The organism is Pseudomonas sp. BT76 TE3572, from assembly GCF_050435365.1.
In the GTDB taxonomy this organism is placed as follows: domain Bacteria; phylum Pseudomonadota; class Gammaproteobacteria; order Pseudomonadales; family Pseudomonadaceae; genus Aquipseudomonas; species Aquipseudomonas fluorescens_W.
On record NZ_JBNDKE010000001.1, the window covers coordinates 2027835 to 2052728 of the forward strand.

Sequence of the window (24894 nt, forward strand, 5' to 3'; positions counted from 1 at the left end):
TCATGACGGTCGCGCCTTTTTCTGGAGCGGCAAATGCGGATATTGCTGGTTGAAGACGACCCGATGATTGGCGATGCGACCCAGGGCGCCCTGAACGATGCGAGTTATGCCACTGACTGGGTGAAAAACGGTTTCACCGCTCTTGCAACGCTGGACACCCAACACTATGACCTGGTGCTCCTGGATCTTGGGTTGCCCGGGATGGATGGACTGGATGTCCTCGACAGCATTCGCGGGCGCGACAACCCGGTGCCACTGCTGATCATCACCGCACGGGACGACCTGGGTGATCGCCTGCGCGGCCTTGACGGCGGCGCTGACGATTACCTGCTCAAACCGTTCGATATGGCGGAGCTGCTGGCCCGTATCCGAGCCGTGCTTCGTCGTAAAGGGGGCACTGCCCTGTCCGTGCTGGACAATGGCGTGGTGTCGCTGGACTTGATCTCCAAACAAGCCACCACCCTGGAAAATCGCGACATCCAATTGTCCAGTCGTGAGTTCGCCCTGCTGCAGGCATTGATGATTCGGCCAGGCGCAATTCTCTCGCGCAGTGAACTCGAAGACCGCATCTATGGTTGGGGCAATGAAGTGGAAAGCAACGCGGTGGAGTTTTTGATTCACTCCCTGCGACGCAAGCTGGGCGGCCATATCATCAAGAACGTCAGGGGTATGGGATGGATGGTTTCAAAAAGCGTTTGAGGGACTCGGTACAACTACGCCTGTCCGTGACGCTATCGCTGGCCATCCTGATCGTTGCGGTGCTGGCCGGGATTTTTGCGTTTGTCTCAGCGCTCGACGAGGCCCACGAAATGCAGGACGATACCTTGCGTCAGGTGGCCGTCCTGTTTGATCGACAGCAGATGTCCCTACGCTATCCCGCCTCCCGGGAAGTCGATGGCGACAATGAAGAATCCAGGGTCATCGTGCAATACCTGGCCGATGGCAGTAAAGCAATCGGCAACGATGACGCCCTGATACCACTGCCCTTCCCCACCACGCTTGCCGATGGCCTCTCAACCTTGAATGTCACCGGCGAAGACTTTCGTGTGCTGGTCAGAACCACAGCCCGCGGTGAACGCATCGTCGTCGCTCAAGAAACCGGCGTCCGCGACAAAGAAGCCCGCGAGAGCGCCTGGCGAAGTTTGCTGTCGTTTCTCATTCTGTTTCCGGTGCTATTGCTGGTGGTGAGCGACCTGGTACGCAAACTGTTCCGTCCGATTGCCGCCCTTTCGGCTGACATCGATCGACGCGATGAACAGGCACTGCACCCTATCGACGAGCACCATTTGCCGACCGAGATTCGGCCTTTCGTCGTGGCGATCAATCGCTTGCTCGCGCGTGTTGCGCAGTCCATGGAAAACCAGCGTCGTTTCGTCGCTGACGCTGCCCACGAACTGCGTTCACCCATGACGGCCCTTTCCCTGCAAGCCGAGCGACTGGCCGCCACTGAGATGCCGGCGCTGGCCCGTGAACGTCTGTTGCCGTTGTCGCAAGGGATAGAGCGCGGTAGAAATCTGATCGATCAACTGCTGACCCTGGCTGCCGCACAATCGAGCTCCAATCGACCACAGACAGCCGTTTCAGTCCATGACATCTATCGACGTGTATTGGAGGATTTATTACCGCTGGCAGAACGCAAACACATCGATATTGGTGTTGAGAGTATCGAGGACGTGCATGTCTTCATCAACGAGATGGACCTGTTAATCCTGATCAGGAATCTGGTGGATAACGCGATCCGTTATACCCCGCATGGCGGACGGATTGACCTTGCGGTTGAGCGGGTGCAAGAGACTGCAATCCTGCTGATCAAAGACTCAGGCCCAGGAATCCCTTCAGAGGAACACACGCGGGTGTTCGATCCGTTTTATCGCAGCCTTGGGACCAATGAAGCAGGCTCTGGGTTGGGGTTATCAATCGTCAAGGCGATAGCCGATCGTACGGGAGCAGAGGTTCGTTTGGGCTTCTGCGACCCGGAGAGAAAAAGGGGTTTGTGTGTCTTGGTTTGTCTGAAAACAGGCCAGTGTTGAAACCCTGTAATGGCGGGACTCATCGGGGTCGCCAGCAGCGACCCCAAATGGTCTCTCAGCACGCCCACGTTTGCCCGAGCGTCTCCAGACCAGACTTCTGCAGATCCTGAGCGCTCATCACAATACGGAATTTGCAGGTGGCGTTGAAGTTGAGAAAAAAGGGTTCCGCAAAAGCGGGGATGTCGGAGGGGTCTTGTACGTCGACCACAAAAATCCCACCACGCTTGCCATCTTGCTCGGTAAAGTACGCCGCCTCCGGTTTGATGCTGGTCAGGATGCGTTCAATGACCTCGCCCACCTTCCCGGTTTTGACAAGGGAGTTGAAGGGTTCGTTAGGGCACTCGACCATCAGTAACATCCTCATCACTCAATCCTCTGTTCAACGTGCAACACTTGTAGTGTCTTAAAGAATAGCTAAGCGTGAGCGAACCCTCGTGCCGGGTTACGGGCGGTCATGAAACATGATGATGCCAGGCCAAAAGCGGTCAATTTCGCTCCATTTCGTCTACCCTCACAATGCGCCATGCGGCAACCAGCTTGCGCTCGGCGTATCGACATTTTGCCTTAATGCACCGGAGAATTTTCATGCTCAACCGTACCCTGGCATTGGCTGTCGGCGTGACGCTGTCTTTTTGCAGCCTGTTGGCGCAGGCCGCCGACACCCTGAAAGTCAGCGCCATTCCTGATGAAGCCCCGACCGAACTGCTGCGCAAGTTCAAGCCGCTGGGTGCCTACCTGGAACAGCAATTGGGCATGAAGGTGGAGTTCGTTCCCGTGAGCGACTATCCGGCCGTGGTCGAGGCGCTGGCCACCGACCGAATCGATATGGCCTGGCTGGGCGGCTTCACCTTCGTGCAGGCACGCCTGAAAACCGGCAATGCCATTCCGCTGGTACAGCGCGAACAGGACGCCCAGTTCACCAGCAAATTCATCACCGCCGACCCGGCCGTCAACTCCCTCGCCGACCTCAAGGGCAAGACCTTCGCCTTCGGTTCGGTGTCCTCCACGTCAGGCAGTCTCATGCCGCGCTATTTCATGCTGAAGGATGGCATCAAGCCGGAAACCTACTTCAGTCGCGTGGGCTATTCCGGCGCCCATGACGCCACTGTCGCCTGGGTCCAGGCCGGCAAGGTGGACGCCGGGGTGCTGAACGCCAGCGTGTGGGAAAAACTGGTCGCCGCCGGCAAGGTCGACACCACCAAGGTCAGAGTGTTTGCGACCACCCCGGCCTACTACGACTACAACTGGACCGTGCGCGGGACTCTAGACCCGGCGCTGGCGGCCAAGATCAAGGCAGCCTTTCTGGCGCTCGATCCGTCGAATCCCAAGGACAAGGAGATTCTGGATCTGCAGGCCGCCAGCCGATTCATCGAAACCAAACCCGAGAATTACAAGGGCATCGAGGAAGCCGCACGCGCCGCCGAACTGCTCAAATGACGTTGCATCTGACCCAGGTCAGCCTGACCCACACCAACGGCGTCCAGGCGCTGCGCGGCGTGGACCTGCACATCGGCGCCAGCGAACAGGTCGCCATCATCGGTCCGTCTGGCGCGGGCAAGTCGAGCCTGCTCAACCTGCTGGCCACCGCCCTGCGACCGGACATTGGTGAGCTGCAGGTGCTCGGCGAGCATGCCTGGCAGCTGTCTGCCCGCCAGCGTCAGCGTCTGCGCGCGCGCATCGGCCTGATCCATCAAGCGCCCCCGCTGCCACCGCGTCAGCGCGTGGTCACCGCGGTTCTGGCTGGAAAGCTGGGTCAGTGGGGGCTGGGCAAAAGCCTGCTGAACTTGCTGCATCCGGTGGATATTCCGGGCGCACGCGCGGCATTGGCCAGGCTCGACCTCAGCGACAAGTTGTTCGCGCTATGTCAGCAACTGTCCGGTGGACAGCTACAGCGCGTGGGCATTGCCCGCGTGTTGTATCAAGCGCCCGAGGTGTTGCTGGCCGATGAGCCGGTGTCAGCCATGGACCCGGTGTTGGCCCAGCACACGCTGTCAGTGCTCTGCCGCCATGCCCGGCAGAACAACGTCACCCTGGTCGCCAGCCTGCATGCGGTGGAACTGGCCCTGGCGCACTTTTCGCGAATCATCGGTTTGCGTGACGGACAGATCCTGTTCGACCTTGCGGCCAGCGAAGTCGACCGCGAGTTGCTCGACAAGCTCTACGCCAACGAGCAGCTGCAATCGCCACCGATTACTCCGGCGCCCTTGAGTGTGCAGATTCCCCGATGCTGACCCGTGATACCCGAGATCCGGCCACCTGGCCCCGCTTGCTGCTCACCTTGCTGGCCCTTGCCCTGCTGTGGCCGGGCATTCGCTTCAGCGAGCTGGACCTCGGTGTGCTGGTGGCGAGTGACAGTCAGAGCGAAATGGGCCGATTTGTCTCAGCCTTCTGGCCACCGGCCCATGGCGAGGAATTCATTGAGCTGTTAGTGCAAGCCACCTTGCAGACCCTGGCTATCGCCACGGCGGGCATGGCTCTGGCGTTGCTGTTAGCCGTCCCGGCCAGCCTGCTGGCCAGTCGGGCTCTGTCGCTGTCTGCCGCCTCCCGTGCCGGCCACCCGGGCTATTGGGGTCAACTGCTACGTTGGCCGGTGCGCGGTTTACTGATCTTCCTGCGCAGCGTGCCGGAAATCGTCTGGGCGCTTTTATTCGTGCGTGCTGTCGGCCTCGGCCCGACGGCCGGGGTGCTGGCCATCGCCATTACCTACAGCGGCATGCTGGGCAAGGTCTACGCGGAAATTTTCGAGTCGGTCGATCAGCGCCCGGCCCACGCGCTGCTGCAAGCTGGCAGCAGTCGGCTCTCAGCCTTTTTCTACGGGATCCTGCCCAATGTCGCTGCGGAATTGCTGTCGTACACGGTGTACCGCTGGGAGTGCGCAATCCGCGCCTCGGTGGTGATGGGTTTCGTCGGTGCCGGTGGTCTGGGCCAGCAAATGGATTTGTCGTTGCGCATGTTCGCCGGCGGTGAAGTGGCCAGTCTGTTACTGACGTTTCTCGTCCTGGTGCTGCTCGCCGATCAACTCAGCCGCCTGCTGCGCTGGAGGCTGGCATGAATCGCCTGATCAACCTGATGCTGCTCCTGTGTATCGGCGCCGCGGTGGTCGCCTCGTTCATCTACTTGGGCATCGACCTCGGCGAACTGGGTGGCAGCGGCAACCTGAAGCAAATGGGCGCCTATGCACAACGTTTTCTCAGCCCGGACTTGAGCGCGAACCATCTGCAAGCCATCGGCCACGGTGCCCTGGAAACCATCGCCATGTCCGCCCTTGGCACCCTGCTCGCGGCAGTATTCGGCCTGCTGTTGGCATTGCCCGCGGCCGGGCGCTTCGGCTGGCCTTTGCAGAGCGCGTCGCGCTTGGTGCTCAACGCTTTGCGCGCGGTTCCGGAACTGGTGTGGGCTGCGCTGATGGTCCTGGCCGCCGGACTCGGCCCCAATGCCGGCACCCTGGCCTTGGCCTTGCACACCACCGGCGTGCTCGGCCGGCTGTTCGCCGAAGCGCTGGAAAACACCCCACCCGAACCAGCCGAAGCCATCCGCCTGCAGGGCAGCAATGCCGTATGGGCGTTCTGTTACGGATCACTGCCCAATCTGTTGCCACAACTACTGGCCTACATCCTGTACCGCTGGGAAAACAATATCCGCATGGCCAGTGTGCTCGGCTTCGTCGGCGCCGGAGGTTTGGGGCAAATGCTCTATGTGAGCCTCAGCCTGTTCCAGGAAGCTCAAGCCAGTACGGTCATTCTGGCGATGCTGTTGCTGGTATTGGCCGTCGACACATTGAGCAGCTGGAGCCGTCAACGCTGGGTCAAGGCCTGACGGCTTCGCAAAACCGGATGGCAAAGCGTTGATCCAGACTAAGCCAACGGTTGGTGGCTGGTCACACAGTGGATTCCGCCGCCACCGGCAGAAATCGCGTCGATGTTGAGCTGCACCACCTCACGGTCCGGGTAGAGTTCGGACAGCAAATCAAAGGCTTTGGAGTCTGCCGCCCGATCACCAAACTCGGGCGCAATGACCGCCCCGTTGATCACGAAGTAGTTGATGTAGCCAGCGGCAAAGTCCGGGTTGTTGCGGCTGAACTTGCTCTTTCGAGGGTTGAGCGGTGGCGACACGGTATGCACCTGCAGCTTGCGGCCATCGGCATCCGTGGCCTTGTTGAGAATGTCCAGATGGGCACCCGTGACGCTGTAATCGTATGACTGAGGGTCATTGTCGAGGTTGGCGATCACAACGCCTGGCTTGACGAAACGGGCATAGAAATCGACGTGGGCATCCGTGATGTCCTTACCTTTGATCCCCGGCAGCCAGATGATCTTGCGCAAGCCCAGGCGCGCTTTCAGCTCTTGCTCGATCTCGGCCTTGCTCCAATCGGGGTTGCGGTTGGCATTGATCCAGCTGCTTTCGGTCATGATCCCCGTGCCGTGACCATCCACTTCGATACCACCGCCCTCACCTACCAACTCACTGCGGATATGACGGGCTTCCACGGTGCTCGCAACCAGAGCGGCCAGTTGCGCATCCTCGCTGTGCTGTTGTTTGTTGCCCCAGCCGTTGAAGTTGAAATCCACGGCGCCGAGCCCGCCGTCCCCATCGATGACAAAGTTGGCGCCGATATCGCGCATCCAGATGTCGTCGAGTTCGGTGGTGACGTAGGTGATGTTAGCTGTGCCGCAGTGCTCTTCGGCCATCTCCCGTTCTCGCTCGCGACAGAACACGGTCACCGGTTCATATCGCGCGAGGGTACGAGAGATCAGGCCAATGGCTGCTTGTACGTCGGGGGTGAAATCCTCCCAGATCGCTTCCTGTGCGCCAAAGGCGATGAAGGCCCGCTGATGCTTGTCGCCCTCATCCGGCATACGCCAACTGCCGGAGGTCGCCGCTTGTGCGCGCAGGGGTGTCAGGCCAAGCCCGATAGACGCTGCCACGCCCAAACCGGCGACTACCGATACTTGCTTGATGAACTCACGACGCGTCGACATGTGTTGATCCCTGGAATGAGTGTCTGAAATCATTTCGCGGTGGCCGTCTTGAACTTGGTCCAGGTGCGCATGCGTGCCCGCATATCGGGCTGTGGAATGTCCTTGCCCGGGATCAACCGTGCGTAAGTGGCTTCGTCGAGGTAAATATCCGGGTTGTTGCGCATGGTCGCATCGACACTCGCACGCGCCTTGGCATTGGAGGTGGGGTAGCCGGTGAAGTTGCTGATGGCGGCCATGTTCTGCGGGCGCATGACGAAGTTGATGAAGGCATAGGCGTATTCCGGATGTTTGGCGTCGACCGGAATCGCCATGGTGTCCATCCACACCGTGGTGCCTTCACGGGGGATACGGTATTGGAACATGGCGTTCTTGCCGGCGGAATCCGCCGTCCGTTGCGCCTGTGTCATGTCCCCGCTGTAACCGAGCGACAGGCACAGGTTGCCGTTCACCAGGTCGGTGACCGGCTGCGACTGGAACTTGCGGATGTACGGCCGAAGTTTCAGCAGCAGCTCACTCGCCGCGGCCAGGTCCTCGGGCTTGGCGCTGCGTGGCTCCCGGCCCAGATAATTGAGCACGACGGCCAGCACTTCGTCCGGCGAGTCGATCATCGAAATGCCGCAGTCGGCAAATTTGGCCGCCAGTTCCGGTTTGAACAACATGTCGAGGCTGTTAACGGGAGCATCTGGCAAACGCTGTTTGATCTGCTCGGCATTGTAGGTCAGGCCGATGGTGCCCCAGGTGTAGGGAACGGTGGCCTGGCGCGAAAACTCGTAATGCGTTCGCAGCTTCTGCAAGCCAGGTTCGATGTCATTCAGGGCCGTGAGTTTTGACCGGTCCAGCGGTTGCAGGCTGCCGGCGCGCATCAAGCGTTCGGCGACGGTGTCACCCGGGAAGATCAGGTCATAACCGCTGCCGCCGGCGAGCATTTTGGCTTCCAGCGTCTCGCTGCCATCCATGACGTCGTAGATCACTTTGATCCCGGTTTCGGCGGTGAATCTGGCCAGCGTGTCCTCGGCAAAATAGTCGGCCCAATTGTACAGCCGGAGGGTTTTCTCTTCCGCGTGCAGCGCCGGCAAGGCACAGCCCAGCGCCAGGCCCAAGGCGCCGCTCAACAGTTTATTGATCGAGTGCATATCAAACCTCTTGAGTCTTCCAGCGTGCATGGGTGTGACGACCGTCCTGAGTCAACAGCGCGCCGTACATGTCCGGACGGCGATCGCGGTAAATGCCCCAGCTCAAGCGCTCTTCGGCCATGGCCGCCAGATCCAGGCTGTGCACGAGCACGCCGGTGCTGTCGCGGTCGGCCTCGGCGAGCAACTTGCCCTTGTGATTGCAGATAAAGGACGAGCCGTAGAAGCTCATTTGCAGGGCAGGATCGGTGGTAGCCACCTCGCGGCCGATGCGGTTGGCGGCCACCACCGGCAGCAGGTTGGCGGCGGCGTGGCCGCGCATGGTCATCTGCCAGTGGTCACGGGAGTCCAGCGTCGCGCAGCCAGGCTCGGAACCGATGGCGGTGGGAAACAGCAAGACTTCAGCGCCCATCAACGCCAGGCAACGCGCGGTTTCGGGGAACCACTGATCCCAGCAGATCCCGACACCCAGGCGCCCGAACGCCGTGTCCCAGACACGAAAACCGGTATCGCCGGGGCTGAAGTATTCCTTCTCCTGATAGCCAATGGCGTTGGGAATGTGGGTCTTGCGATACACCCCCAGCAAGCGCCCATCGGCATCGGCCACGCTCAAGGAATTGAAGTAGGCATTGCCGGCCTTCTCGAACCAGCTCAGCGGCAGCACCACACCCAACTCTTTGGCCAATGCGGCAAAGCGCTTGAGCACGTGGCTGTATCGATATTCCTCGGCCAGCTCCAGGTGCTTGTGGCTTTGCTCGATGCAGAAATACGGCGTGGCAAACAGCTCCTGCAACAGGATGACCTGGGCGCCCTTGGCCGCGGCCTCGCGCACCCGTTGCTCGGCCTGATCGAGGTTGTGTTGCAGGTCCCAGGTGCAGGGCATTTGGGTGGTGGCGATGGTCAGAAGTGTCATGGCATCAACCCTCCACTGGCCAGGCGGGTTGTTGCTGGGTGATGCAATGCACACCGCCACCACCATGGGCCAGGTGATTGATCCGCACTGGCACCACTTCGCGTCCCGGAAATGCCTGCCGCAGTACGGCGGCCGCGACGTTGTCGGCATCAATGCCGTAGGCCGGCATGATGACGGCGTCGTTGGCGATGTAGAAGTTGGTGTAGGAGGCGCAGAACACTTCAGCTTCGGTGTCCACGGCATCGCTGGCTTCATACAATTCGATCAGTTCGAACTGTCGGCCTCGGGCATCGGTGGCCAGCTCCAGGGCACGACGGTTTTCGCGGGCCACTTCGGCATACACCGAGTGCTGGTCGTGGGTGGCGTCCACCAGCAACACGCCAGGGCGGGCGAACGCGCACACGCCATCGACGTGGCCATCGGTCATGTCACCGGTCACATAGTCCGGATCGCCCGGCAGCCAGATCGTCTTCTTCACGCCCAGCAGACGGGTGAATATTTCCTCCATCTCCGCCTTGTTCATGCCCGGGTTGCGATTGGGGTTGAGCAACACCGACTCGGTGGTGATCAGCGTGCCCTCGCCGTCCACATGGATGGCCCCGCCTTCATTACTCAGCGGTGTGCCAAAGCACTCCACGCCCAAGTGATTGAGTGCGCGACGAGCCAGGTTTTCGTCCAGATCATGGGCCGACTTGCCGCCCCACGCATTGAAGCGCCAGCTCACCCCGGCCAGGCCATGTTGCGGATGGCAGACGAAGCTCGGACCGGAGTCCCGGCACCAGCTGTCGTTGACCGCCAGCTCGATCAATTCGATGTTCGGCCCACATAACGCTTTGGCACTGGCGACAGCTGAAGGGTCGACGACCAGTTTCACCGGTTCGAAACGGGCGATGGCGTTGGCCACGCGAGCGAAGTCCTCTTGCACCAGAGGCAATGTCACGCCCCAACCGGACTCCCAGAGTGCCGTATTGTGCGGCCAGACCATCCAGGTGGCGGCGTGCCTGACCCACTCGGCCGGCATCATCCAACCGCTGTTTCGAATTTCATTCTGCTGCATGGCATGCTGCATGATAAAAAGCCCTTTTAGTTAAGCCATTGTGTTCAACAAAACTGCTTTGGTGGTCCTGGCATGCATGCTACGGCCGTAAAATCAGGCAAACAAACGATGGATTTTGCATAGAAATGATTAGAGGAACTTATCAGCATGCTCAAGCACTGGCCGCCACTCAGCACCCTTCGCGGCTTTGAAGCCGCCGCCCGGCTGGGCAGTTTCCACAAGGCGGCCGCCGAGTTGCACCTCACCCAATCGGCGATCAGTCAGCAGATCCGCAGCCTTGAGGCGTACCTCGAACAACCCTTGTTTTTTCGCAGTGGACGCAGCGTCAGCCTGACCGATGCCGGTCACGACCTGCTCAGCACCACCCAGGCATTGCTGCAACAACTGGCCGTCGGCATTCGCCGCTTGGGGCAATACCAGAAACCCAACCAACTGGTCCTCAACACCACCCCGGCGTTCGCTCGCCATTGGCTGATGCCACGCTTGGGGGATTTTCGCCGCGAGCACCCGGACGTTGATCTGTGGATTTTCAGTACCGATGAAGTCCCGGACATGACCACCCAGACCATCGACCTCGCCGTGCGCGACGACATCAGTTCGCAAGCCGAGTGCAGCTTCAAGGTGTTGCACGCCGACCGTCTCTATCCGGCGTGTCACCCGAGCCTGTTGGCGCTGCCACAGGAACAGCGCACCACCCTTCATGGCGAGCGGGAAATGGATTGGAGTCACTGGGCGGTGGAAGCTGGCATCGATGTCGGCCAGAAAGATCAGGGGCTGAATTTCTCCGACCCCGGCCTGCTGCTGGACGCCGCGTGCGCGGGGCTCGGTATCGCCCTGGTCAGCCAGTTATTGAGTCGGCAGGCGCGCGACCAAGGATTGTTGCAACCCTTGGTGGAACAAACCATTCGCGGCCCGAACTGGGCCATGCTGACCCATCGTGACAGTGAGAATAATGCGCTGGCGCGAAGCTTCAGTGAGTGGCTGCTGGGTAACCTGGACTGAGTGAAGCCTCACGCTACGGTTCGCGCAGCACGTGCTTTCGCGTATTTCGAGAGTCCGATCTTGATGCCAACCAGCATGGGTGCGGCGACTACAAAAAGCAGGGCGACAGCGATGAACGCGGTGTCGAAGGCAATCACCGTGGCCTGACCTGACACGACCCGGCCCAGGAGGCTCACCGCTGCCCGGCCAGCGGCCGCTGCATCCATCCCTTTCACCGACAGCATGGCTGTCGTGGTCGTCAGCCGTTCAATGACCGCGGCACCTCCCGGGGTGACATTGGCGCCGAGGACCACTGCATTGGCGAAGACGTTATGGTCGATCAGAGTCTGGAGCCCTGCGACGCCCATCAGGCCACCCAACTGGCGCCCCGTATTGAAGAGGCCTATTCCGCAGGCGAGGTTGCGGCGGTTGAGGTCGCTGAACGCGATCAGCGTGATCGACAGAAAGAGAAAGCCAAGGCCCAGACCGCGCAACAGGATGGCTGCCATCATGTCGTCTGTGCCGCTTTCGCTGGTCGAACCGGACAGCATCCACATCGCAACCATGATCATCAGGATGCCAAAGGGCACGGTGGCAACCGGCGGAACGCGGCGGACCTGCATCAGCCAGGCGGATATGAGGAGTCCGCCGATAAACAACCCGCCACTGGGCAACAGGAGCAGGCCGGCATCGGTAGGCGTGAACGCGAGGACCGACAGGGCGAACGCCGGGATCAAAAACGCGCTGCCGAACAACGCGGCACCGGCGACAAAACTGACGATAAAGGCGAAGCAAAAATCGCTCGATTTGAACAGGGTGAAGTCGAGCAGACCTTGGCCTTTGGCCAACACTTGTTGGCCGAGAAATGCCAGCAGCGCGGCTGCGCCGATCACGGTCAGCCAGAAGATGCGTGGCTCTTCGAACCAGTCCCATCGGCTGCCCTGGCTGAGAACGTAAGTGAAGCAGAACAGCGTCGCAGACATCAGCGCGAAGCCGACCCAGTCAAACGGATGGTGTCGGGCCTTGGCGGGCATCGGGTCGTCTGCGATCAGCAGAAGTCCGGTCGCCGCCAGGGCGACCGGAACAACGCAGAAGAAAATCCATGCCCAGGACTGGCTATCTATCAACCACCCTTGAAGGGCCGGGGCGAGCGTCGCGGACGCGACAACGGCGCCCATGGCAAACAGGGCTTGAAGGATGGGTTGGCGAGATCGCGCAAAGGTGCGAAATATGATCGCCTGCCCCCCGACCAGCAGGGTGCCGCCAGCGAAGCCCTGAACAATTCGAAGCGCGATCAGCAGGTCCAGCCGAGCCGTGAGGGCGGCAATCCCGCATGCCACGCCCATGACCAAAGTTGAGCCGATGATCACATGACGCGGATTAAAACGCGTCAGCAGCCAAGGCGCGGTCATGAACCCGATCAGCTTGAGCGCGGTGTAGCCGATATCCAGCCAGGCGAACTCATCAGGCGTGGCATAGGTGTCGCCGATGATGTCGCCGCGTCCGAGCGACAGAACGGTGCTGGCAATCGCCTCCGTCAGCGTGGCAAGCACGATGCCCACCATGAGCAAGACACCGGTCGTAACGCTGGTGTTGCTCCGCGTCGCGCTGGCATCCGCGTTCATGATCCCTCCCCGTGCGCAACCTCGACCCTGGCGGACAGGCCCGGCACGATGCGGCCCGGCAACGGGTTGTGGACCAGCCGGATCTTCACCGGAACGCGTTGCACGACACGCACAAAGTTGCCGGTCGCGTTGTCGGTGGGGAGCAGGCTGAACGCCGACCCGCTACCCGGTGCAAAGCTGTCGACCACGCCTTCAAGTACCCCGCTGGGGTAGCCGTCGACCGTGATGCGCACGCGCTGACCGGGGCGGATTTGTTCGAGCTGGGTTTCCTTGAAATTCGCCACCACCCATACGTCGTTGACCGGCACGATATCGAGCAAGGCAACGCCCGTCGTAACAAAGCGGCCGATGCGAACCTGGCGGTTACCGACCACGCCATCCACCGGCGCGCGTACCACGGTGCTGTCGAGATCGATCTGGGCAAGATCGCGTGCGGCCTGCGCCTGTGTCACCGCAGCCACGGCAGCTTCGCGCTGCGCCACGAGGACGGCGATGCCTTGCTGTTGCGCCTCGACCGTTGCGGAAGCGCCGGATACCGTCGCCTCGGCTCTCAATCGTGCCGCGTCGCTTTCATCGACGAGGGCTTGGCTGACCGCGTTGCTGAGAATGAGTTTGCGGCTGCGATCATGGGTTTTGTTCGCCAGATTCATCTCGGCCACGCCCGAGCGTCTCTGGGCTTCGGCCTGTCGAATCAGGGCACGCTGAAGCTGGGTTTCTGCATCGACATGGCTCAGACGAGCCTGGGCAGCGCTGACATTGGCCACGGCTTGCGCCAGCCGTGCGCGATAGTCCCGATCATCGATACGGAACAGGACGTCACCGGCCCGCACGGTTTGGTTGTCCTCGACCTCGACCGCAGTGACATAGCCGGCAACCTTTGCGGCGAGCGAGGTGACGTCGCCGCGCACGTAAGCGTTATCGGTGGAGGTTGCACCGCTCGTAAGCGCCAGGGCCCACCCGCCCGCCAAGACCACCACGGCACCGATGCACAGCAGGATGCCGATCTTCTTTCTCTTGCTTTGCCGTGTCACCACGACAGGGATCTCGGCGCTTGCCCCGGTGGCAATGGCGGCCTTGTCCTGAAGCGCGTTCATGTTGTCATTTCCTGTTCAATGCCTGGGACTGCAGCAGCCACGGGCGGCAGTGGTCTGCCGCCGGGCTGATCAGCTCACTTTTTGATAGGTGTAACGAGCGTCTTTTCATCGCTGTCGAGGACGAACACGGCCAACAGGCGTGCGGATTGGGTGTCGCTGGCATTGGCGCTGACTTCGTGTACGGAGCCCGGCTCCTCTACGAAGTTTTCGCCGACGTGGTAGATCTTTTCCGGCTGGCCTTTGACTTTGATGCGAAACGAGCCCTCCAGGACCGTTGCATAGATGAAGGCCGTTTTCGGATGGGTGTGGGATGGCGACGCGGCGCCCGGCCCATACTCGACGACTACGCCCTTCATGCTCTTGCCAGGGATATTGGGAATGGGACGGTCAAACACGACCGTCACCTTTCCGGCGGGCGGCTCAGCGGCCGACACTGCGCTGATCGAGAGCGCTGCGAAGAGCGCGGCTAATACAAATCGAGTGACCATGACATTGCTCCTTGGTGGATGGGGACGTGATGGCGCGAATCGTTACCGGACCGTCGACTGAGCGAGCCAGTCCTCGAAGCGGATCGCGCCCAGGCGCGCGTTCTTGCCGGCGGTCAGCGATTGATCGTCGAGCACAGCGCCGAAGTAGCGCGCATTCACGTCCGGCACGACCTTACGGTTGTCCTGGGTTACCCGCAGAAAGCGCCTGGCCAGATCGTCGAGGGGCATGGCTTCAGGACCTGCGACTTCAACCGTGCCATTGACCGGCGCTGCCAGCACGACATCGGTCAGCGCCGCCACCACGTCGTCGGACGCTATCGGCTGGATCAGCGCTGGCGAAACGTGAAACTCCTCGCCGACGGCGAACGACTGGACAATGCCGCTGACAAACTCGAAAAACTGCGTGGCACGCAACAGGGTGTAAGGAATTCCGGACGCCTTGATAAGGTTTTCCTGCGCGACCTTGGCGCGGAAGTAGCCTGCTTCGGGCAGCCGTTCGCTACCGACGATCGACAGGGCAACGTGATGACGAACACCGGCGGCAGCTTCCGCAGCCAGCAGGTTACGGCTCGACGTTTCGAAGAAATCGAGGACGGCCTGGTCTTCCCACGAAGGCGCGTTCGCCACGTCGACGACGATATCGGTGCCATCCATCGCTTCGGCCAGGCCCTCGCGGGTGACGCTGTTGATGCCCGTGCTGGGGGCGGCGGCGAGCACGTCATGGCCGCGCTCGCGGAGGTTCTTCACAAGTTTCGATCCGATGAGGCCGGTGCCTCCGATGACGACGATCTTCATGGGTTCTCTTCCTACGCTTTTCGACGGCAACCATTGCTGTCGAGGTAGAAAGAGAGTGCCCGCGTGCGTGAGGGAAGTCCTTGTGCCGACCTTGAGTTTGTCTTCGGGCAAGCTTGGTTTTTTGTCCAAAGAAGTCGCTTGCTGGACGGTGCAGTGGGCTACGTGCTGCCGTATTATCGGCACCATGTACCAATCGCCAGCTCGGACACGGAGTCGAGGGCGCTCGACCAGGGGATACACACCTTGCCATTCGTGTTTGAAGACTACGTGCTCGATCAGGAGCGCCGGGAACTGACCTTGCGCGGGCAAGTCGTGGCCGTCGGGCCACAGGCCTTCGATCTATTGCTGCAGCTCGTCAACAACCGCGATCGCGTCGTCAGCAAAGACGACCTGCTCAAGGCGGTGTGGAACGGCCGGATCGTCTCGGAATCGACGATCACCAGCCACATCAATGCGGTGCGCAAGGCCATCGGCGATACCGGCGAGGAACAGCGCCTGGTGCGCACGGTCGCCCGCAAGGGCTACCGCTTCGTAGGCGAGATCAAGGTCGGCGAGATCGACGGAGCACGACAACCTGACGGGCCTGGCACCGGCGAAATCGCGCCCGTGGACCCGAAGCAAACACCTCCCTCCTCGCTCGCCCTCCCGGACAAGCCGTCCATTACCGTCCTGCCCTTCCACAACCTGAGCGGCGACCCGGAGCAGGAGTATTTCGCCGACGGCATGGTCGAGGACATCATTGCCGCCCTGTCGCGTATCCGCTGGCTGTTCGTCATCGCCCGCAATTCGAGCTTCACCTACAAGGGCCGTGCGGTGGACGCCGAGGGCGTCGGCCAGGAGCTCGGCGTGCGCTACGTGCTCGAAGGCAGCGTGCGCAAGTCCGGGAACAAGGTACGCATCACCGGGCAGCTCATCGACGCAACAACCGGGGCGCATATCTGGGCGGAGCGCTTTGAAGGCCTGCTCGACAACATCTTTGACCTGCAGGATCAAATCGCCGAAAGCGTCGTCGGCGCCATCGCGCCGCAGCTGGAACGGGCGGAAATCGAACGCGCCAAGCGCAAACCGACGGAAAGCCTGGACGCCTACGACTACTACCTGCGCGGCATGGCAAAACTGCACAGCGGCACTCGGGAAGCCATCGACGTGGCGGCGCCGCTGTTCTACAAAGCCATCGAACTCGATCCGGAATTTGCATCGGCCTATGGCATGGCAGCCTGGTGTCACTTCTGGCGCAAGTTGAATGGCTGGATGAGCGATCGGCCTCGAGAGATCGCCGAAGGCATACGGCTTGCGCGGCTGGCGGTGGCACTCGGCCGGGATGATGCAGTGGCACTGACGCGAGGCGGACATGCGCTTGCCCATCTCGCTGGCGATGTCGATGGCGGCATTGCCCTGCTCGACAGGGCACGCCTGCTCAATCCCAACCTCGCCCCTGCCTGGTTCCTGGGCGGTATCCTGCGCGCACTGCGCGGTGAAACAGACGAAGCGATCGAACATTTGAGCCATGCCGTTCGCTTGAGTCCACTGGACCCGGAAATGTTCCGGATGCAGGTGGGAATGGCGCTCGCGTATTTCTTCGCCGGGCGCTTCGACGCTGCTTCGGCCTGGGCGGAGAAGGCGCTGGGAAACCTGCCCACTCTCCTGCCCTCGGTTGCCCTGATGGCGGCCAGTCATGCGCTCACCGGGCAAATGGACAAAGCCAAGCAGGCGATACAACGCCTGCACGAGCTGGAACCCTCGTTGCGCATCTCCAACCTGAAGGACTGGCTGCCCATCCAACGACCCGAGGATCTCGCGCGCCTCGCGGATGGACTGCGGCTGGCCGGGTTGCCCGAGTGATTATTCACAATTCGTGCGCAACGCCTTTACTTTTGTGCTCTTGATGCAGAATCTGCGATGAATATGCTGTTCATAGGTTGAACCCGTGATCTCGCATAAGACAGAGAAAGAGCCCACTCCATGAACAGCCCTAGAACGCTCTACCAGAAGCACATCGACAGTCACACTGTTTGTCCTCTCGATGACCAAGGCCATGTGCTTTTGTACATTGACCGCCAGGTCGCTAATGAATACACCAGTCCGCAAGCATTCAGTGGTATGCGTGAAGCCGGCCGCACAGTCTGGCGCCCGAGCGCAACGCTAGCGGTGGTCGACCACGTTAACCCGACTTCGCCTATTCGCATTGCTACCATGCCGGACGCCGGCGGCGCACAGCAGGTGTCGTACTTCGAAGAAAACTGCCGTGACTTCGGTATTGAACTGTTTGACGTGCTCGACAAGCGCCAGGGTATCGAACACGTCGTGGCTCCCGAGCAAGGCTTTATCATGCCGGGAATGGTCGTCGCCGCGGGTGACAGTCACACCACGACCTATGGTGCATTAGGCGCGTTTGGTTTCGGTATCGGCACCTCTGAAATCGAGCATCTGCTGGCATCGCAAACACTGGTCTACAAGCGGCTGAAGACCATGCGAGTCACCGTGAATGGGACACTTGGGACAGGTGTGACGTCCAAAGACATCATCATGGCGCTGATCGAAAAGATTGGGGCTTCGGGTGCCACGGGTTACGCGATCGAGTTTGTAGGGTCGGCGATCAACGACCTCAGCGTCGAAGCCAGAATGACCATCTGCAACATGGCCGTAGAAGCAGGAGCCAGGGGCGCACTCATGGCGCCGGACGATAAGGTTTTTGCCTATCTGCAACTCAAGCCCCGGGCACCTCAAGGTGAAATGTGGAAGCAGGCAGTCGCTAAATGGAGAGGACTGCATAGCGACGAAGGCGCTGTGTTTGATCGTGAAGTCACGCTCGACGTCGACGCGTTGGAGCCCATGGTCACATGGGGGACCAGCCCTGATCAGGCCGCACCGGTTGGCGGTTATGTGCCAAATCCAGCCACACAGCCAGACCTTATTCTGCGCCAAGGTATGCAACGAGCGCTGGACTACATGGGCCTGCAACCAGGAATGCCACTCAGCGACGTAGTGATCAGTCATGCATTCATTGGGTCATGCACCAATGCACGAATCGAAGACTTGCGTGATGTAGCCCGAGTTGTGCGCGGCAAGCATGTTGCTACTCATGTCCGGGCAATGATTGTTCCCGGTTCAACCCTGGTACGTAACCAAGCCGAAGAAGAAGGACTTGCGCAGATTTTCCTGGATGCCGGTTTTGAGTGGCGCCAATCAGGTTGTTCGATGTGCCTGGCCATGAATGACGACGTACTCGCACCCGGTGATCGGTGCGCATCCAGCACCAATCGTAATTTCGAAGGACGTCAGGGCGCCGGTGCACGTACTCACTTGATGAGTCCTGCCATGGTTGCCGCTGCTGCGATAACCGGGCATTTGACCGACGTTCGTTCTTTCGCTTTGGAGGCTTGAAGCATGCAACCTTTCGATACAGTGAGTGGCAGCGCCGCCCCGTTTCTGGCTTCCAACATCGACACCGACGTGATCATGCCCAAGCAATTCCTTAAGGGAATTGATCGCAAGGGGTTAGACAGAGGACTGTTTTTTGATTTGAGGTTCCTTGAATCCGGGGAGCCAAACCCAGCATTCATCCTCAACCAACCGGCGTGGAGCGATGCGGCGTTTTTGGTAGTCGGACCCAACTTTGGTTGCGGTTCAAGTCGCGAGCACGCCGTTTGGGGTTTGAAGCAGGTGGGTATCCGCGCGCTGATCGGCACTAGTTTTGCCGGCATTTTCTACGACAACTGCCAGCGCAATGGCGTACTTGCCATTCAAGTGTCTGAGGCTCAGCTGAAACAAATTGCGGGCGTTATCAGCAACGCAGAAACAGCGAAGATCCGCGTGAATCTGCCAGAGCAAAAAATCGAGCTGGCTGACGGCGCGGTCATTCCCTTCGAGATCGATCAGTTGCGCAAGCAATCGTTGCTGCTGGGGCTTGATGCCATTGGCACCACGCTTCAACGTGCCGAGCAAATTCGAAGTTTTGAAGCTCAGCACCTGTCGGAAAATCCCTGGTTGTAATAGCAAGGCATGCATTGGCGGTAGATGGCCCGGTTGATCCACCGCCCGTGCATTACTCGACTGATAGATCGCGAAAATACTCTTCGAGAAACTCGACACAAACCCTCAGTTTCGCCGACTGGCTGAGCCTGGTGGGGTACACAGCCCATACGTTCGCACTCTGAGTGTATTCGTGAAGCACTTGCACCAGTCGCCCTTGTTCCAGCATCGGTTTGACGTCCCACATCGACCGCAACAAGATCCCACCGCCACTCAAGGCCCATTCCAGAACGATCTCACCACTGTTAGAGGACAAAGGGCCGCTGACACGCACCGACTCTTCCTGTCCATCCTTTGTCAGGTTCCAGACGCCAAATGCGTTATTACGCTCTTTCAGTACCAGACAATCATGGTCTTTCAAGTCATCCAGCGAGTGAGGCATGCCTCGGCGCTCCAGGTACTCCGGCGTCGCACACAACACGCGTCGATTACTCACAAGTTTTCGGCCCAGGTGCTGACCTGGCAGGTCATCCCCCACTCTTATTTCCAGGTCGAACCCCTCACCGACGAGATCGACGACACGGTCAAATACGTCCAGGCGGATATCGAGTTTTGGGTAGGTCTGCGACAACTTGCAGATGGCCGGCGCTACGTGGTTGCGTCCAAAACCGAAGCTGCTGCAAATATGCAGCGAACCCGTAGGTTGGTGCCGCGCCTCGGATATTTCACCCACAAAATCGTCGAAGTCGCCCAGCAACTTCTCTGCCCACATCCGGACTCGCTCACCGTCGTCGGTCAGTGCGATACGTCTTGTCGTGCGGTGCAGCAGCTTTGTAGAAAGAGTCGACTCAAGTACCGAAATACGTTTGCTGATGTAGGCAGGTGAGTACCCCAGCTCTTCTGCGGCGCTCGCGAAGCCATTTTTTCGAATGACGGTCAGAAAGACCTTCAGGTCTTCCGGCAAGGGAAATTGATCACGTTTCGTGTTCATACGCCTCATAGTTCCGCTATTTATCTCGCTATTTGCGAAGGATAGCATCGAATTACCGAGTGGTAACCAGCGCCTGGTTAACCGTGAGTTCCTGAATCCTCGATAAAAACAACATGAGGAAATAGCGACATGAACAAGTCTTATGAGCCATCCCTGAAAATCGACGAAGCCCCTGATGCCGGGTTTCGTCAACGCCTGCGTAGCCTGTGTGCCTACGAAATTGGCGTGATCCCACTACCGATATTTCTCGGCATCGCCGTGATAGTTTATCTGTCGGCTCACTTGGGTTTTTTACCGAAAAACATGATCGGAGGGCTGGCCGTCATCATGACGATGGGCGTGTTCTTCGGCCAACTGGGTTCGCGCCTGCCAATTTTGAAGGACATCGGCGGAGGCGCCATTCTGTGCTTGATGTTGCCATCGATTCTGGTGTTCTACGGCTTCTTCGGGCCCGCCACGATTGACGCTACGAAAATGCTGATGAAGGAAGCCAACTTTCTGTACTTCGTGATTGCCAGTCTGGTCGTGGGCAGCATTCTGGGGATGAGTCGCTTCATCCTGGTCCAAGGCATGATAAGGATGTTCATACCTCTGCTTGTCGGAACCCTGGCTGCCGTGGGCAGTGGACTGATCGTAGGCAAACTCGTCGGCTACAGCTTCCATCACACCTTCTTCTTCATCATTGTGCCGATCATTGGCGGGGGTATCGGTGAAGGGATTCTGCCGCTGTCGCTGGCCTACTCGGCGATCCTCGGTGGCACACCGGACATCTATGTTGCGCAATTGGCGCCTGCCGCTGTCGTCGGCAACATCGCGGCGATTATCTGCGCGGGCTACCTGGCTCGTCTGGCGCTGAAACGCCCGCATCTGAATGGCGAGGGTTCACTGATTCGTGCCAAGGACGAAAATGACAAATTCCAGGTCAAAGAAGAGAGCAGCTCGGTTATTGATTTCAGAGTGATGGGGGCAGGCGTTTTGGTCATCTGCGCCTTCTTCGTCCTTGGCGGACTGCTTGAGAAAGTCGTGGGTATTCCCGGCCCTGTCATGATGATTCTGGCAGCCGTACTCTTTAAGTACGTCCGCGTTCTGCCCGAAAAACTGGAAAAAGGCGCCAACACTTTCTACAAGCTGGTTTCCGCCGCCTTCATCTGGCCAGTAATGATCGGCTTGGGCATGCTGTATGTCCCGCTTGATAGCGTCGTAAAAGTCTTTTCTATCGGCTATGTACTGGTCTGCGTATCCGTCGTGGTCTCAATGACCGTCGCAGGTTTTTTCATCGGCAACCTGATGAAAATGTACCCCATCGAATCAGCCATCGTGACCTGCTGCCACAGCGGCCTTGGTGGCACCGGGGATGTTGCGATCCTGTCAGCGTCTAATCGTATGTCGCTGATGCCGTTTGCACAGATCTCCACGCGCATTGGCGGTGCGTCGACGGTGATCCTGGCGACTATTCTTTTGCGGATGTTTGTTTAATAGCGAGTCCATAGGACTCATTCCTTAACTCTTCAATTAACACGATGGTGTTCACTTTCAGGTGAACACCTTCTAAGGCAGCCGATTGCTGCAAACGCATCCCTCACAATTTGCACATTCTCTTGTACGGTCATCGAAATCTCTCCGTTTCTCTCACATCTGATCGCGTCCGCTCTAATCAGATACGCCATGGACCTGCCAGTGAGGGGCGTGGTGTCGGTGGTTCAGCCGATATCGACGTTCAAGGCGATGTCCCAAGTGCCGGCGCCGTTTTTGGCCAGGCCGATCATCATCAGGCCAAGCGCCTCGAGCGTTTGGGCCATGTGCAGGCCGCCGACATCCAACGGACGCAGCCCGAGACTCTCGATGAACGTCGAGACGCGCGCCTTGGCCTCCGTATCGTCGGCGGCGATGAACGCGTCGAGGCGCCCACCCTTGGCAAGCACGTGGCCAAAGAGGGTGTTGAATGCCTTTACTACATGCGCGCTGGCGGGGGCGATCTTGGCAATCTCCTGCGCACCAGAACTGCCGGCGGGAGAGACGAGGCCCGTGAGATCCGGGGAGGCCGTGTTGGTGATATCGATGATCACCTTGCCGTCGAGCGCGTCCCCGTACTCGGCCACCACCGACGCCGCACCGGTGTAAGGCACGGCGAGGATGACGATGTCGCCGGCCGGCACCGCCCCGTATATCCCTGTGGTCGCACCGGCTGCGAGCTTGTCGACCAGCGTCTGCGCCTTGGTGGGGTCGCGGCTGATTACCTCGACGGTGTGTCCAGCTTTGGCGGCACGACCGGCGATTGCCGTGGCCATGCCTCCTGAACCGATGATGCTGATAGTGTTCATGTGCAGTTTCCTCGTGAATTGGATTATTGCTCGTTGCCTCAACGGGCATCCGGGGTCGACAGAGTCTTTGCCCGAACGGATCACGCATCGCGACTTTGCAGTCCGCCGGGCCAGTTGCGACCCGGCGCCCTCCTCAACGCAACTCAGCCGGCAGGGAAGTAATGACCGTTGTCCAGGTCCTCGAGCAGCCCGGCCTGAGCGGGCTCCCAACCGAGGGTCTGGCGGGTGATGAGGCTGGACGCCGGGAGGTCCAGCGTGACCAGATTCGCGAGGAAGCCAAAGTATCCCGGCAACATCAGTACGTCCGCGGGAATGCTCACGACCGGCAGGCCCAGACGGCTGCCAATGGCCTCGGCGATGGCGCGGAACGAAATAGCCTCGTCGGCAACCGCGTGCCAATTTTTGCCGGCAGGGCCCTTCTCCAGTGCCAGACGGAACACAGCGGCGAGGTCGCGGGCGTGCACGGCCGACCAGTTGTTCTTGCCGTCACCGGGATAGCCTACGACGCCCTTCTCCTTCGCAAGTCCGATCAGTATCGGGAGGAAGCCGGCGTTGTCGGTCGTGCTGTGCATGATGGTAGGAATCCGCACGACCGAGGACCGCACGCCTTGATTGGCGAGACCGAGTACGGTCGTTTCGACGATGTTACGAACTCGCAAGGTACCCTTGAACTTCTCGCCGCCAGAGAGGGTGGGATCCTCCTCGGTTGCTGGACGGCCAAGATGTTCCCAACCCGGCGAGCCGATGCTCCCAGACGTGACCAGCGGCTTTCCGGTCCCCTTCAGCGCCTCGCCGTATGCGAGCATGATCGCCTGCTCCGCGGCAGCCACCGCGTCGAGGCCTCCGGTGGGAAGCAGGTCTTGCCTGTGCGCGACGTGAATGACACCGTCGGAATCCGCTGCCGCCGCTTTTAACCCGTCGAGATCATCGAGGTCGCCGCGACGCACCTTGGCGCCAAGCGCAGACACCGCCTCTGCGGACTTGTCCGACCGGGCAAGCGCAGTGACCTCGTGACCGGCTGCAATAAGGTCGGAAATGATATACGGACCGGAATGGCCGGTCCCTCCAGTAACGAAAACGCGCATGTTGATGTTCCTTGTAAGTGATGTGATGCGAGAAGTGGTGATACGGGAACGCTCAGCCGAGATGGCTAACGCCGATTGAAAAGTTGGTGTGTTTGACGCAGTGGGTCATGAGGCCCAGCGACAGCAGGCAAACGTGCTCCAGCGTTCGCGCCATGAGCAGCGGCCCGGTGTCCATCGGACGCAGTCCGAGACTCTCGATGAACGCCGAGACGCGTATCTTCGCCTGCGCGTTGTCCCCGGCGATGAACACGTCCAGCGGGTGGCCCTCGACAGGACCGGCAGCCAGGACGTGGGAGAAGTGGGTGTTGAACGCCTTGATGATTTCGGCGTCGGCAGGGGCGGCGTTGGCGATCTCCTGCGCGCCGAAACTGTTCTCAGGGGTCACAAAGCTCTTGAGGTCCGGGGCCACGGGGTTGGTGATGTCTACAAGAAGCTTGCCTGCCAGTTCTTCGCCGTACTGCTTCACCACGTCGAGAACGGCGGAATAGGGAACCGCCAGAATGACAATATCCCCGGCCGGGGCTGCGCCGAACGTTCCTGTGGTCGCGCCGGCTCCGATCTGTTCGGCCAGCGCCAGCGCCTTGGCGGCATCTCGACTCATCACCTCGACGGTGTATCCAGCCTTGGCGGCAAGGCCGCCGATCGCTGCGGCCATGCCACCTGAGCCGATGATGCTGATAGTGCTCATGCGCAGTTTCCTTGCAGATTTGAGGTTGATCATTCATGGAGTGCTGCCGCAAATCCGGCGACCGCGCTCAACGTAGGAGCTATGCTGGTCGCATCACTTGTATAAAGCAAGTGAATTACAGAAATTTACTTGCGGCATGCAAGCGATGTAAGATCCAGCCATGAAGACAACATCTAAAGAAGACGTTCGGTCCCATTGCGCAGTGAACTATGGCGTGGAGATCTTCGGCGACCGGTGGTCGCTCTTGATCATTCGCGACATCGTTTTTGTTGGAAAGAAGACGTATGGCGGGTTCCTGAAATCGGAAGAGAGAATCGCGACCAATGTTCTTGCTGCCCGCCTTGCCTTTCTTGAGGCGCAAGGGATTCTCTCGAAGGCGCCCAGCCCCGACGACAGGCGCAAGGACTTCTACACGCTGACCGAGAAGGGCCTGGACCTCATTCCCATCGTGCTTAACATTGTCCTTTGGAGTGCAAAGCACGATTCGGAATCGTACGTGCGGCGCCGCGAGGAGTTTGTTGCTCGATTAAGTCAAAACCCCATGCAGGTGAGCGAAGAGGTGAAGGCGCTGGTCCGCAATGGCGGATGTATTTTTCCTCAGAGCGATGAATGAGAAAGATGGCAAGCGCGCCCTGTCACGGCGCACAAACTATAGGCACACTGCCGGCGAGGTCGTGATGCCAGCGTCGCCCTCGCTTCAATCCGACTGTGGCTGCCCTTTTCCACGAGGGAGATCGCATCAAAA

25 protein-coding genes are annotated in these 24894 nt (G+C 59.8%); 12 read left to right on the plus strand and 13 right to left on the minus strand.

Annotated elements, in window-relative coordinates:
• Positions 1–33: 33 nt before the first annotated feature.
• Both ABH912_RS09255 and ABH912_RS09260 read left to right on the plus strand, forming a co-directional pair.
• A complete protein-coding gene (locus ABH912_RS09255) occupies positions 34–699 on the plus strand; it encodes a response regulator transcription factor (RefSeq protein WP_429510467.1) in 666 nt (221 codons plus the stop codon).
• Positions 675–2030, plus strand: coding sequence for an ATP-binding protein (locus tag ABH912_RS09260; RefSeq protein ID WP_429510468.1), 1356 nt, complete (start codon positions 675–677; stop codon positions 2028–2030). The genes ABH912_RS09255 and ABH912_RS09260 overlap by 25 nt, the downstream gene beginning before the upstream one ends.
• A gap of 55 nt (positions 2031–2085) precedes the next feature.
• Here ABH912_RS09260 and ABH912_RS09265 read toward each other — a convergent pair whose 3' ends face one another.
• Entirely contained in the window at positions 2086–2394 is a 309-nt protein-coding gene (locus tag ABH912_RS09265; RefSeq protein ID WP_033060074.1) for a panthothenate synthetase, read from the minus strand.
• A gap of 221 nt (positions 2395–2615) precedes the next feature.
• Here ABH912_RS09265 and ABH912_RS09270 point away from each other — a divergent pair, with 221 nt between their 5' ends.
• The 4 genes from ABH912_RS09270 to phnE are packed head-to-tail and all read left to right on the plus strand — an operon-like array spanning position 2616 to position 5846.
• Positions 2616–3467 (plus strand): putative selenate ABC transporter substrate-binding protein, encoded by an 852-nt coding sequence (locus tag ABH912_RS09270; protein ID WP_429510469.1) that lies wholly within the window; start codon positions 2616–2618, stop codon positions 3465–3467.
• The gene (locus tag ABH912_RS09275) at positions 3464–4261 is read left to right on the plus strand and encodes a phosphonate ABC transporter ATP-binding protein (RefSeq protein ID WP_033060070.1); all 798 of its coding nucleotides are present in this window, start codon (positions 3464–3466) and stop codon (positions 4259–4261) included. The genes ABH912_RS09270 and ABH912_RS09275 overlap by 4 nt, the downstream gene beginning before the upstream one ends.
• Entirely contained in the window at positions 4255–5082 is an 828-nt protein-coding gene (locus ABH912_RS09280; RefSeq protein WP_429510470.1) for a PhnE/PtxC family ABC transporter permease, read from the plus strand. Before ABH912_RS09275 ends, ABH912_RS09280 begins: the two co-directional genes overlap by 7 nt.
• Entirely contained in the window at positions 5079–5846 is a 768-nt protein-coding gene (gene phnE / locus ABH912_RS09285; RefSeq protein WP_429510471.1) for a phosphonate ABC transporter, permease protein PhnE, read from the plus strand. The genes ABH912_RS09280 and phnE overlap by 4 nt, the downstream gene beginning before the upstream one ends.
• A 38-nt stretch (positions 5847–5884) precedes the next feature.
• On the opposite strand, the gene ABH912_RS09290 is transcribed toward phnE, so the two are convergent.
• Genes ABH912_RS09290 through ABH912_RS09305 form a run of 4 tightly spaced genes read right to left on the minus strand, consistent with a single transcriptional unit; the run spans position 5885 to position 10109 of the window.
• Complete coding sequence (locus ABH912_RS09290) at positions 5885–7009, minus strand: agmatine deiminase family protein (protein ID WP_429510472.1); 1125 nt, start codon at positions 7007–7009, stop codon at positions 5885–5887.
• 29 nt (positions 7010–7038) lie between these two features.
• Positions 7039–8142, minus strand: coding sequence for an extracellular solute-binding protein (locus tag ABH912_RS09295; protein WP_429510473.1), 1104 nt, complete (start codon positions 8140–8142; stop codon positions 7039–7041).
• A gap of 1 nt (position 8143) precedes the next feature.
• Positions 8144–9052, minus strand: coding sequence for an N-carbamoylputrescine amidase (aguB, locus tag ABH912_RS09300; protein WP_429510474.1), 909 nt, complete (start codon positions 9050–9052; stop codon positions 8144–8146).
• A 4-nt stretch (positions 9053–9056) separates the two neighbouring features.
• Complete coding sequence (locus ABH912_RS09305) at positions 9057–10109, minus strand: agmatine deiminase family protein (protein ID WP_429510475.1); 1053 nt, start codon at positions 10107–10109, stop codon at positions 9057–9059.
• Positions 10110–10256: 147 nt separating this feature from the next.
• On the opposite strand from ABH912_RS09305, the gene ABH912_RS09310 reads away from it, so the two are divergent.
• The gene (locus ABH912_RS09310) at positions 10257–11111 is read left to right on the plus strand and encodes a LysR substrate-binding domain-containing protein (RefSeq protein ID WP_429510476.1); all 855 of its coding nucleotides are present in this window, start codon (positions 10257–10259) and stop codon (positions 11109–11111) included.
• Positions 11112–11119: 8 nt separating this feature from the next.
• On the opposite strand, the gene ABH912_RS09315 is transcribed toward ABH912_RS09310, so the two are convergent.
• The 4 genes from ABH912_RS09315 to ABH912_RS09330 all read right to left on the minus strand — a co-directional run bounded on the left by ABH912_RS09315 (position 11120) and on the right by ABH912_RS09330 (position 15092).
• Positions 11120–12715: an MFS transporter gene (locus tag ABH912_RS09315; protein ID WP_429510477.1), complete on the minus strand. Its 1596-nt coding sequence runs from the start codon at positions 12713–12715 to the stop codon at positions 11120–11122.
• The gene (locus ABH912_RS09320; protein ID WP_429510478.1) at positions 12712–13809 is read right to left on the minus strand and encodes an HlyD family secretion protein; all 1098 of its coding nucleotides are present in this window, start codon (positions 13807–13809) and stop codon (positions 12712–12714) included. Before ABH912_RS09320 ends, ABH912_RS09315 begins: the two co-directional genes overlap by 4 nt.
• 74 nt (positions 13810–13883) lie before the next feature.
• Positions 13884–14297 carry a cupin domain-containing protein gene (locus tag ABH912_RS09325; RefSeq protein WP_033060052.1) on the minus strand — a complete coding sequence of 138 codons (414 nt, stop codon included), beginning with the start codon at positions 14295–14297 and terminating at the stop codon, positions 13884–13886.
• Positions 14298–14339: 42 nt separating this feature from the next.
• The gene (locus tag ABH912_RS09330; RefSeq protein WP_033060050.1) at positions 14340–15092 is read right to left on the minus strand and encodes an SDR family oxidoreductase; all 753 of its coding nucleotides are present in this window, start codon (positions 15090–15092) and stop codon (positions 14340–14342) included.
• A gap of 243 nt (positions 15093–15335) precedes the next feature.
• Between ABH912_RS09330 and ABH912_RS09335 the strand changes: the two genes are divergently transcribed.
• From ABH912_RS09335 to leuD, 3 genes are all read left to right on the plus strand, one after another.
• Positions 15336–16934: a winged helix-turn-helix domain-containing tetratricopeptide repeat protein gene (locus ABH912_RS09335; protein ID WP_429513079.1), complete on the plus strand. Its 1599-nt coding sequence runs from the start codon at positions 15336–15338 to the stop codon at positions 16932–16934.
• A gap of 120 nt (positions 16935–17054) precedes the next feature.
• Positions 17055–18476: a 3-isopropylmalate dehydratase large subunit gene (gene leuC / locus ABH912_RS09340; protein ID WP_429510479.1), complete on the plus strand. Its 1422-nt coding sequence runs from the start codon at positions 17055–17057 to the stop codon at positions 18474–18476.
• 3 nt (positions 18477–18479) lie between these two features.
• Positions 18480–19085 carry a 3-isopropylmalate dehydratase small subunit gene (gene leuD / locus ABH912_RS09345; protein ID WP_033060047.1) on the plus strand — a complete coding sequence of 202 codons (606 nt, stop codon included), beginning with the start codon at positions 18480–18482 and terminating at the stop codon, positions 19083–19085.
• 52 nt (positions 19086–19137) lie between these two features.
• Here the strand turns inward: leuD and ABH912_RS09350 are convergent, their stop codons facing one another.
• Positions 19138–20055, minus strand: a complete 918-nt coding sequence (locus ABH912_RS09350; RefSeq protein ID WP_033060046.1) for a LysR substrate-binding domain-containing protein — start codon at positions 20053–20055, stop codon at positions 19138–19140.
• A gap of 129 nt (positions 20056–20184) precedes the next feature.
• On the opposite strand from ABH912_RS09350, the gene ABH912_RS09355 reads away from it, so the two are divergent.
• Positions 20185–21531 carry a 2-hydroxycarboxylate transporter family protein gene (locus tag ABH912_RS09355; protein WP_033060044.1) on the plus strand — a complete coding sequence of 449 codons (1347 nt, stop codon included), beginning with the start codon at positions 20185–20187 and terminating at the stop codon, positions 21529–21531.
• 224 nt (positions 21532–21755) lie between these two features.
• Here ABH912_RS09355 and ABH912_RS09360 read toward each other — a convergent pair whose 3' ends face one another.
• The 3 genes from ABH912_RS09360 to ABH912_RS09370 all read right to left on the minus strand — a co-directional run bounded on the left by ABH912_RS09360 (position 21756) and on the right by ABH912_RS09370 (position 24182).
• The gene (locus tag ABH912_RS09360; RefSeq protein ID WP_429510480.1) at positions 21756–22376 is read right to left on the minus strand and encodes an NADPH-dependent F420 reductase; all 621 of its coding nucleotides are present in this window, start codon (positions 22374–22376) and stop codon (positions 21756–21758) included.
• 143 nt (positions 22377–22519) lie between these two features.
• Entirely contained in the window at positions 22520–23461 is a 942-nt protein-coding gene (locus ABH912_RS09365; protein ID WP_429510481.1) for an SDR family oxidoreductase, read from the minus strand.
• 52 nt (positions 23462–23513) lie between these two features.
• Complete coding sequence (locus ABH912_RS09370; RefSeq protein ID WP_429510482.1) at positions 23514–24182, minus strand: NADPH-dependent F420 reductase; 669 nt, start codon at positions 24180–24182, stop codon at positions 23514–23516.
• A 127-nt stretch (positions 24183–24309) separates the two neighbouring features.
• Here ABH912_RS09370 and ABH912_RS09375 point away from each other — a divergent pair, with 127 nt between their 5' ends.
• Positions 24310–24762, plus strand: coding sequence for a winged helix-turn-helix transcriptional regulator (locus ABH912_RS09375; protein ID WP_429510483.1), 453 nt, complete (start codon positions 24310–24312; stop codon positions 24760–24762).
• Positions 24763–24894: the final 132 nt, after the last annotated feature.

Coding starts and splice junctions, on each gene's coding strand:
- ABH912_RS09255 (WP_429510467.1), top strand. CDS start 34: ATGCGGATATTGCTGGTTGAAGACGACCCGATGATTGGCGATGCGACC.
- ABH912_RS09260 (WP_429510468.1), top strand. CDS start 675: ATGGATGGTTTCAAAAAGCGTTTGAGGGACTCGGTACAACTACGCCTG.
- ABH912_RS09265 (WP_033060074.1), bottom strand. CDS start 2,394: ATGAGGATGTTACTGATGGTCGAGTGCCCTAACGAACCCTTCAACTCC.
- ABH912_RS09270 (WP_429510469.1), top strand. CDS start 2,616: ATGCTCAACCGTACCCTGGCATTGGCTGTCGGCGTGACGCTGTCTTTT.
- ABH912_RS09275 (WP_033060070.1), top strand. CDS start 3,464: ATGACGTTGCATCTGACCCAGGTCAGCCTGACCCACACCAACGGCGTC.
- ABH912_RS09280 (WP_429510470.1), top strand. CDS start 4,255: ATGCTGACCCGTGATACCCGAGATCCGGCCACCTGGCCCCGCTTGCTG.
- phnE (WP_429510471.1), top strand. CDS start 5,079: ATGAATCGCCTGATCAACCTGATGCTGCTCCTGTGTATCGGCGCCGCG.
- ABH912_RS09290 (WP_429510472.1), bottom strand. CDS start 7,009: ATGTCGACGCGTCGTGAGTTCATCAAGCAAGTATCGGTAGTCGCCGGT.
- ABH912_RS09295 (WP_429510473.1), bottom strand. CDS start 8,142: ATGCACTCGATCAATAAACTGTTGAGCGGCGCCTTGGGCCTGGCGCTG.
- aguB (WP_429510474.1), bottom strand. CDS start 9,052: ATGACACTTCTGACCATCGCCACCACCCAAATGCCCTGCACCTGGGAC.
- ABH912_RS09305 (WP_429510475.1), bottom strand. CDS start 10,109: ATGCAGCAGAATGAAATTCGAAACAGCGGTTGGATGATGCCGGCCGAG.
- ABH912_RS09310 (WP_429510476.1), top strand. CDS start 10,257: ATGCTCAAGCACTGGCCGCCACTCAGCACCCTTCGCGGCTTTGAAGCC.
- ABH912_RS09315 (WP_429510477.1), bottom strand. CDS start 12,715: ATGAACGCGGATGCCAGCGCGACGCGGAGCAACACCAGCGTTACGACC.
- ABH912_RS09320 (WP_429510478.1), bottom strand. CDS start 13,809: ATGAACGCGCTTCAGGACAAGGCCGCCATTGCCACCGGGGCAAGCGCC.
- ABH912_RS09325 (WP_033060052.1), bottom strand. CDS start 14,297: ATGGTCACTCGATTTGTATTAGCCGCGCTCTTCGCAGCGCTCTCGATC.
- ABH912_RS09330 (WP_033060050.1), bottom strand. CDS start 15,092: ATGAAGATCGTCGTCATCGGAGGCACCGGCCTCATCGGATCGAAACTT.
- leuC (WP_429510479.1), top strand. CDS start 17,055: ATGAACAGCCCTAGAACGCTCTACCAGAAGCACATCGACAGTCACACT.
- leuD (WP_033060047.1), top strand. CDS start 18,480: ATGCAACCTTTCGATACAGTGAGTGGCAGCGCCGCCCCGTTTCTGGCT.
- ABH912_RS09350 (WP_033060046.1), bottom strand. CDS start 20,055: ATGAACACGAAACGTGATCAATTTCCCTTGCCGGAAGACCTGAAGGTC.
- ABH912_RS09355 (WP_033060044.1), top strand. CDS start 20,185: ATGAACAAGTCTTATGAGCCATCCCTGAAAATCGACGAAGCCCCTGAT.
- ABH912_RS09360 (WP_429510480.1), bottom strand. CDS start 22,376: ATGAACACTATCAGCATCATCGGTTCAGGAGGCATGGCCACGGCAATC.
- ABH912_RS09365 (WP_429510481.1), bottom strand. CDS start 23,461: ATGCGCGTTTTCGTTACTGGAGGGACCGGCCATTCCGGTCCGTATATC.
- ABH912_RS09370 (WP_429510482.1), bottom strand. CDS start 24,182: ATGATCAACCTCAAATCTGCAAGGAAACTGCGCATGAGCACTATCAGC.
- ABH912_RS09375 (WP_429510483.1), top strand. CDS start 24,310: ATGAAGACAACATCTAAAGAAGACGTTCGGTCCCATTGCGCAGTGAAC.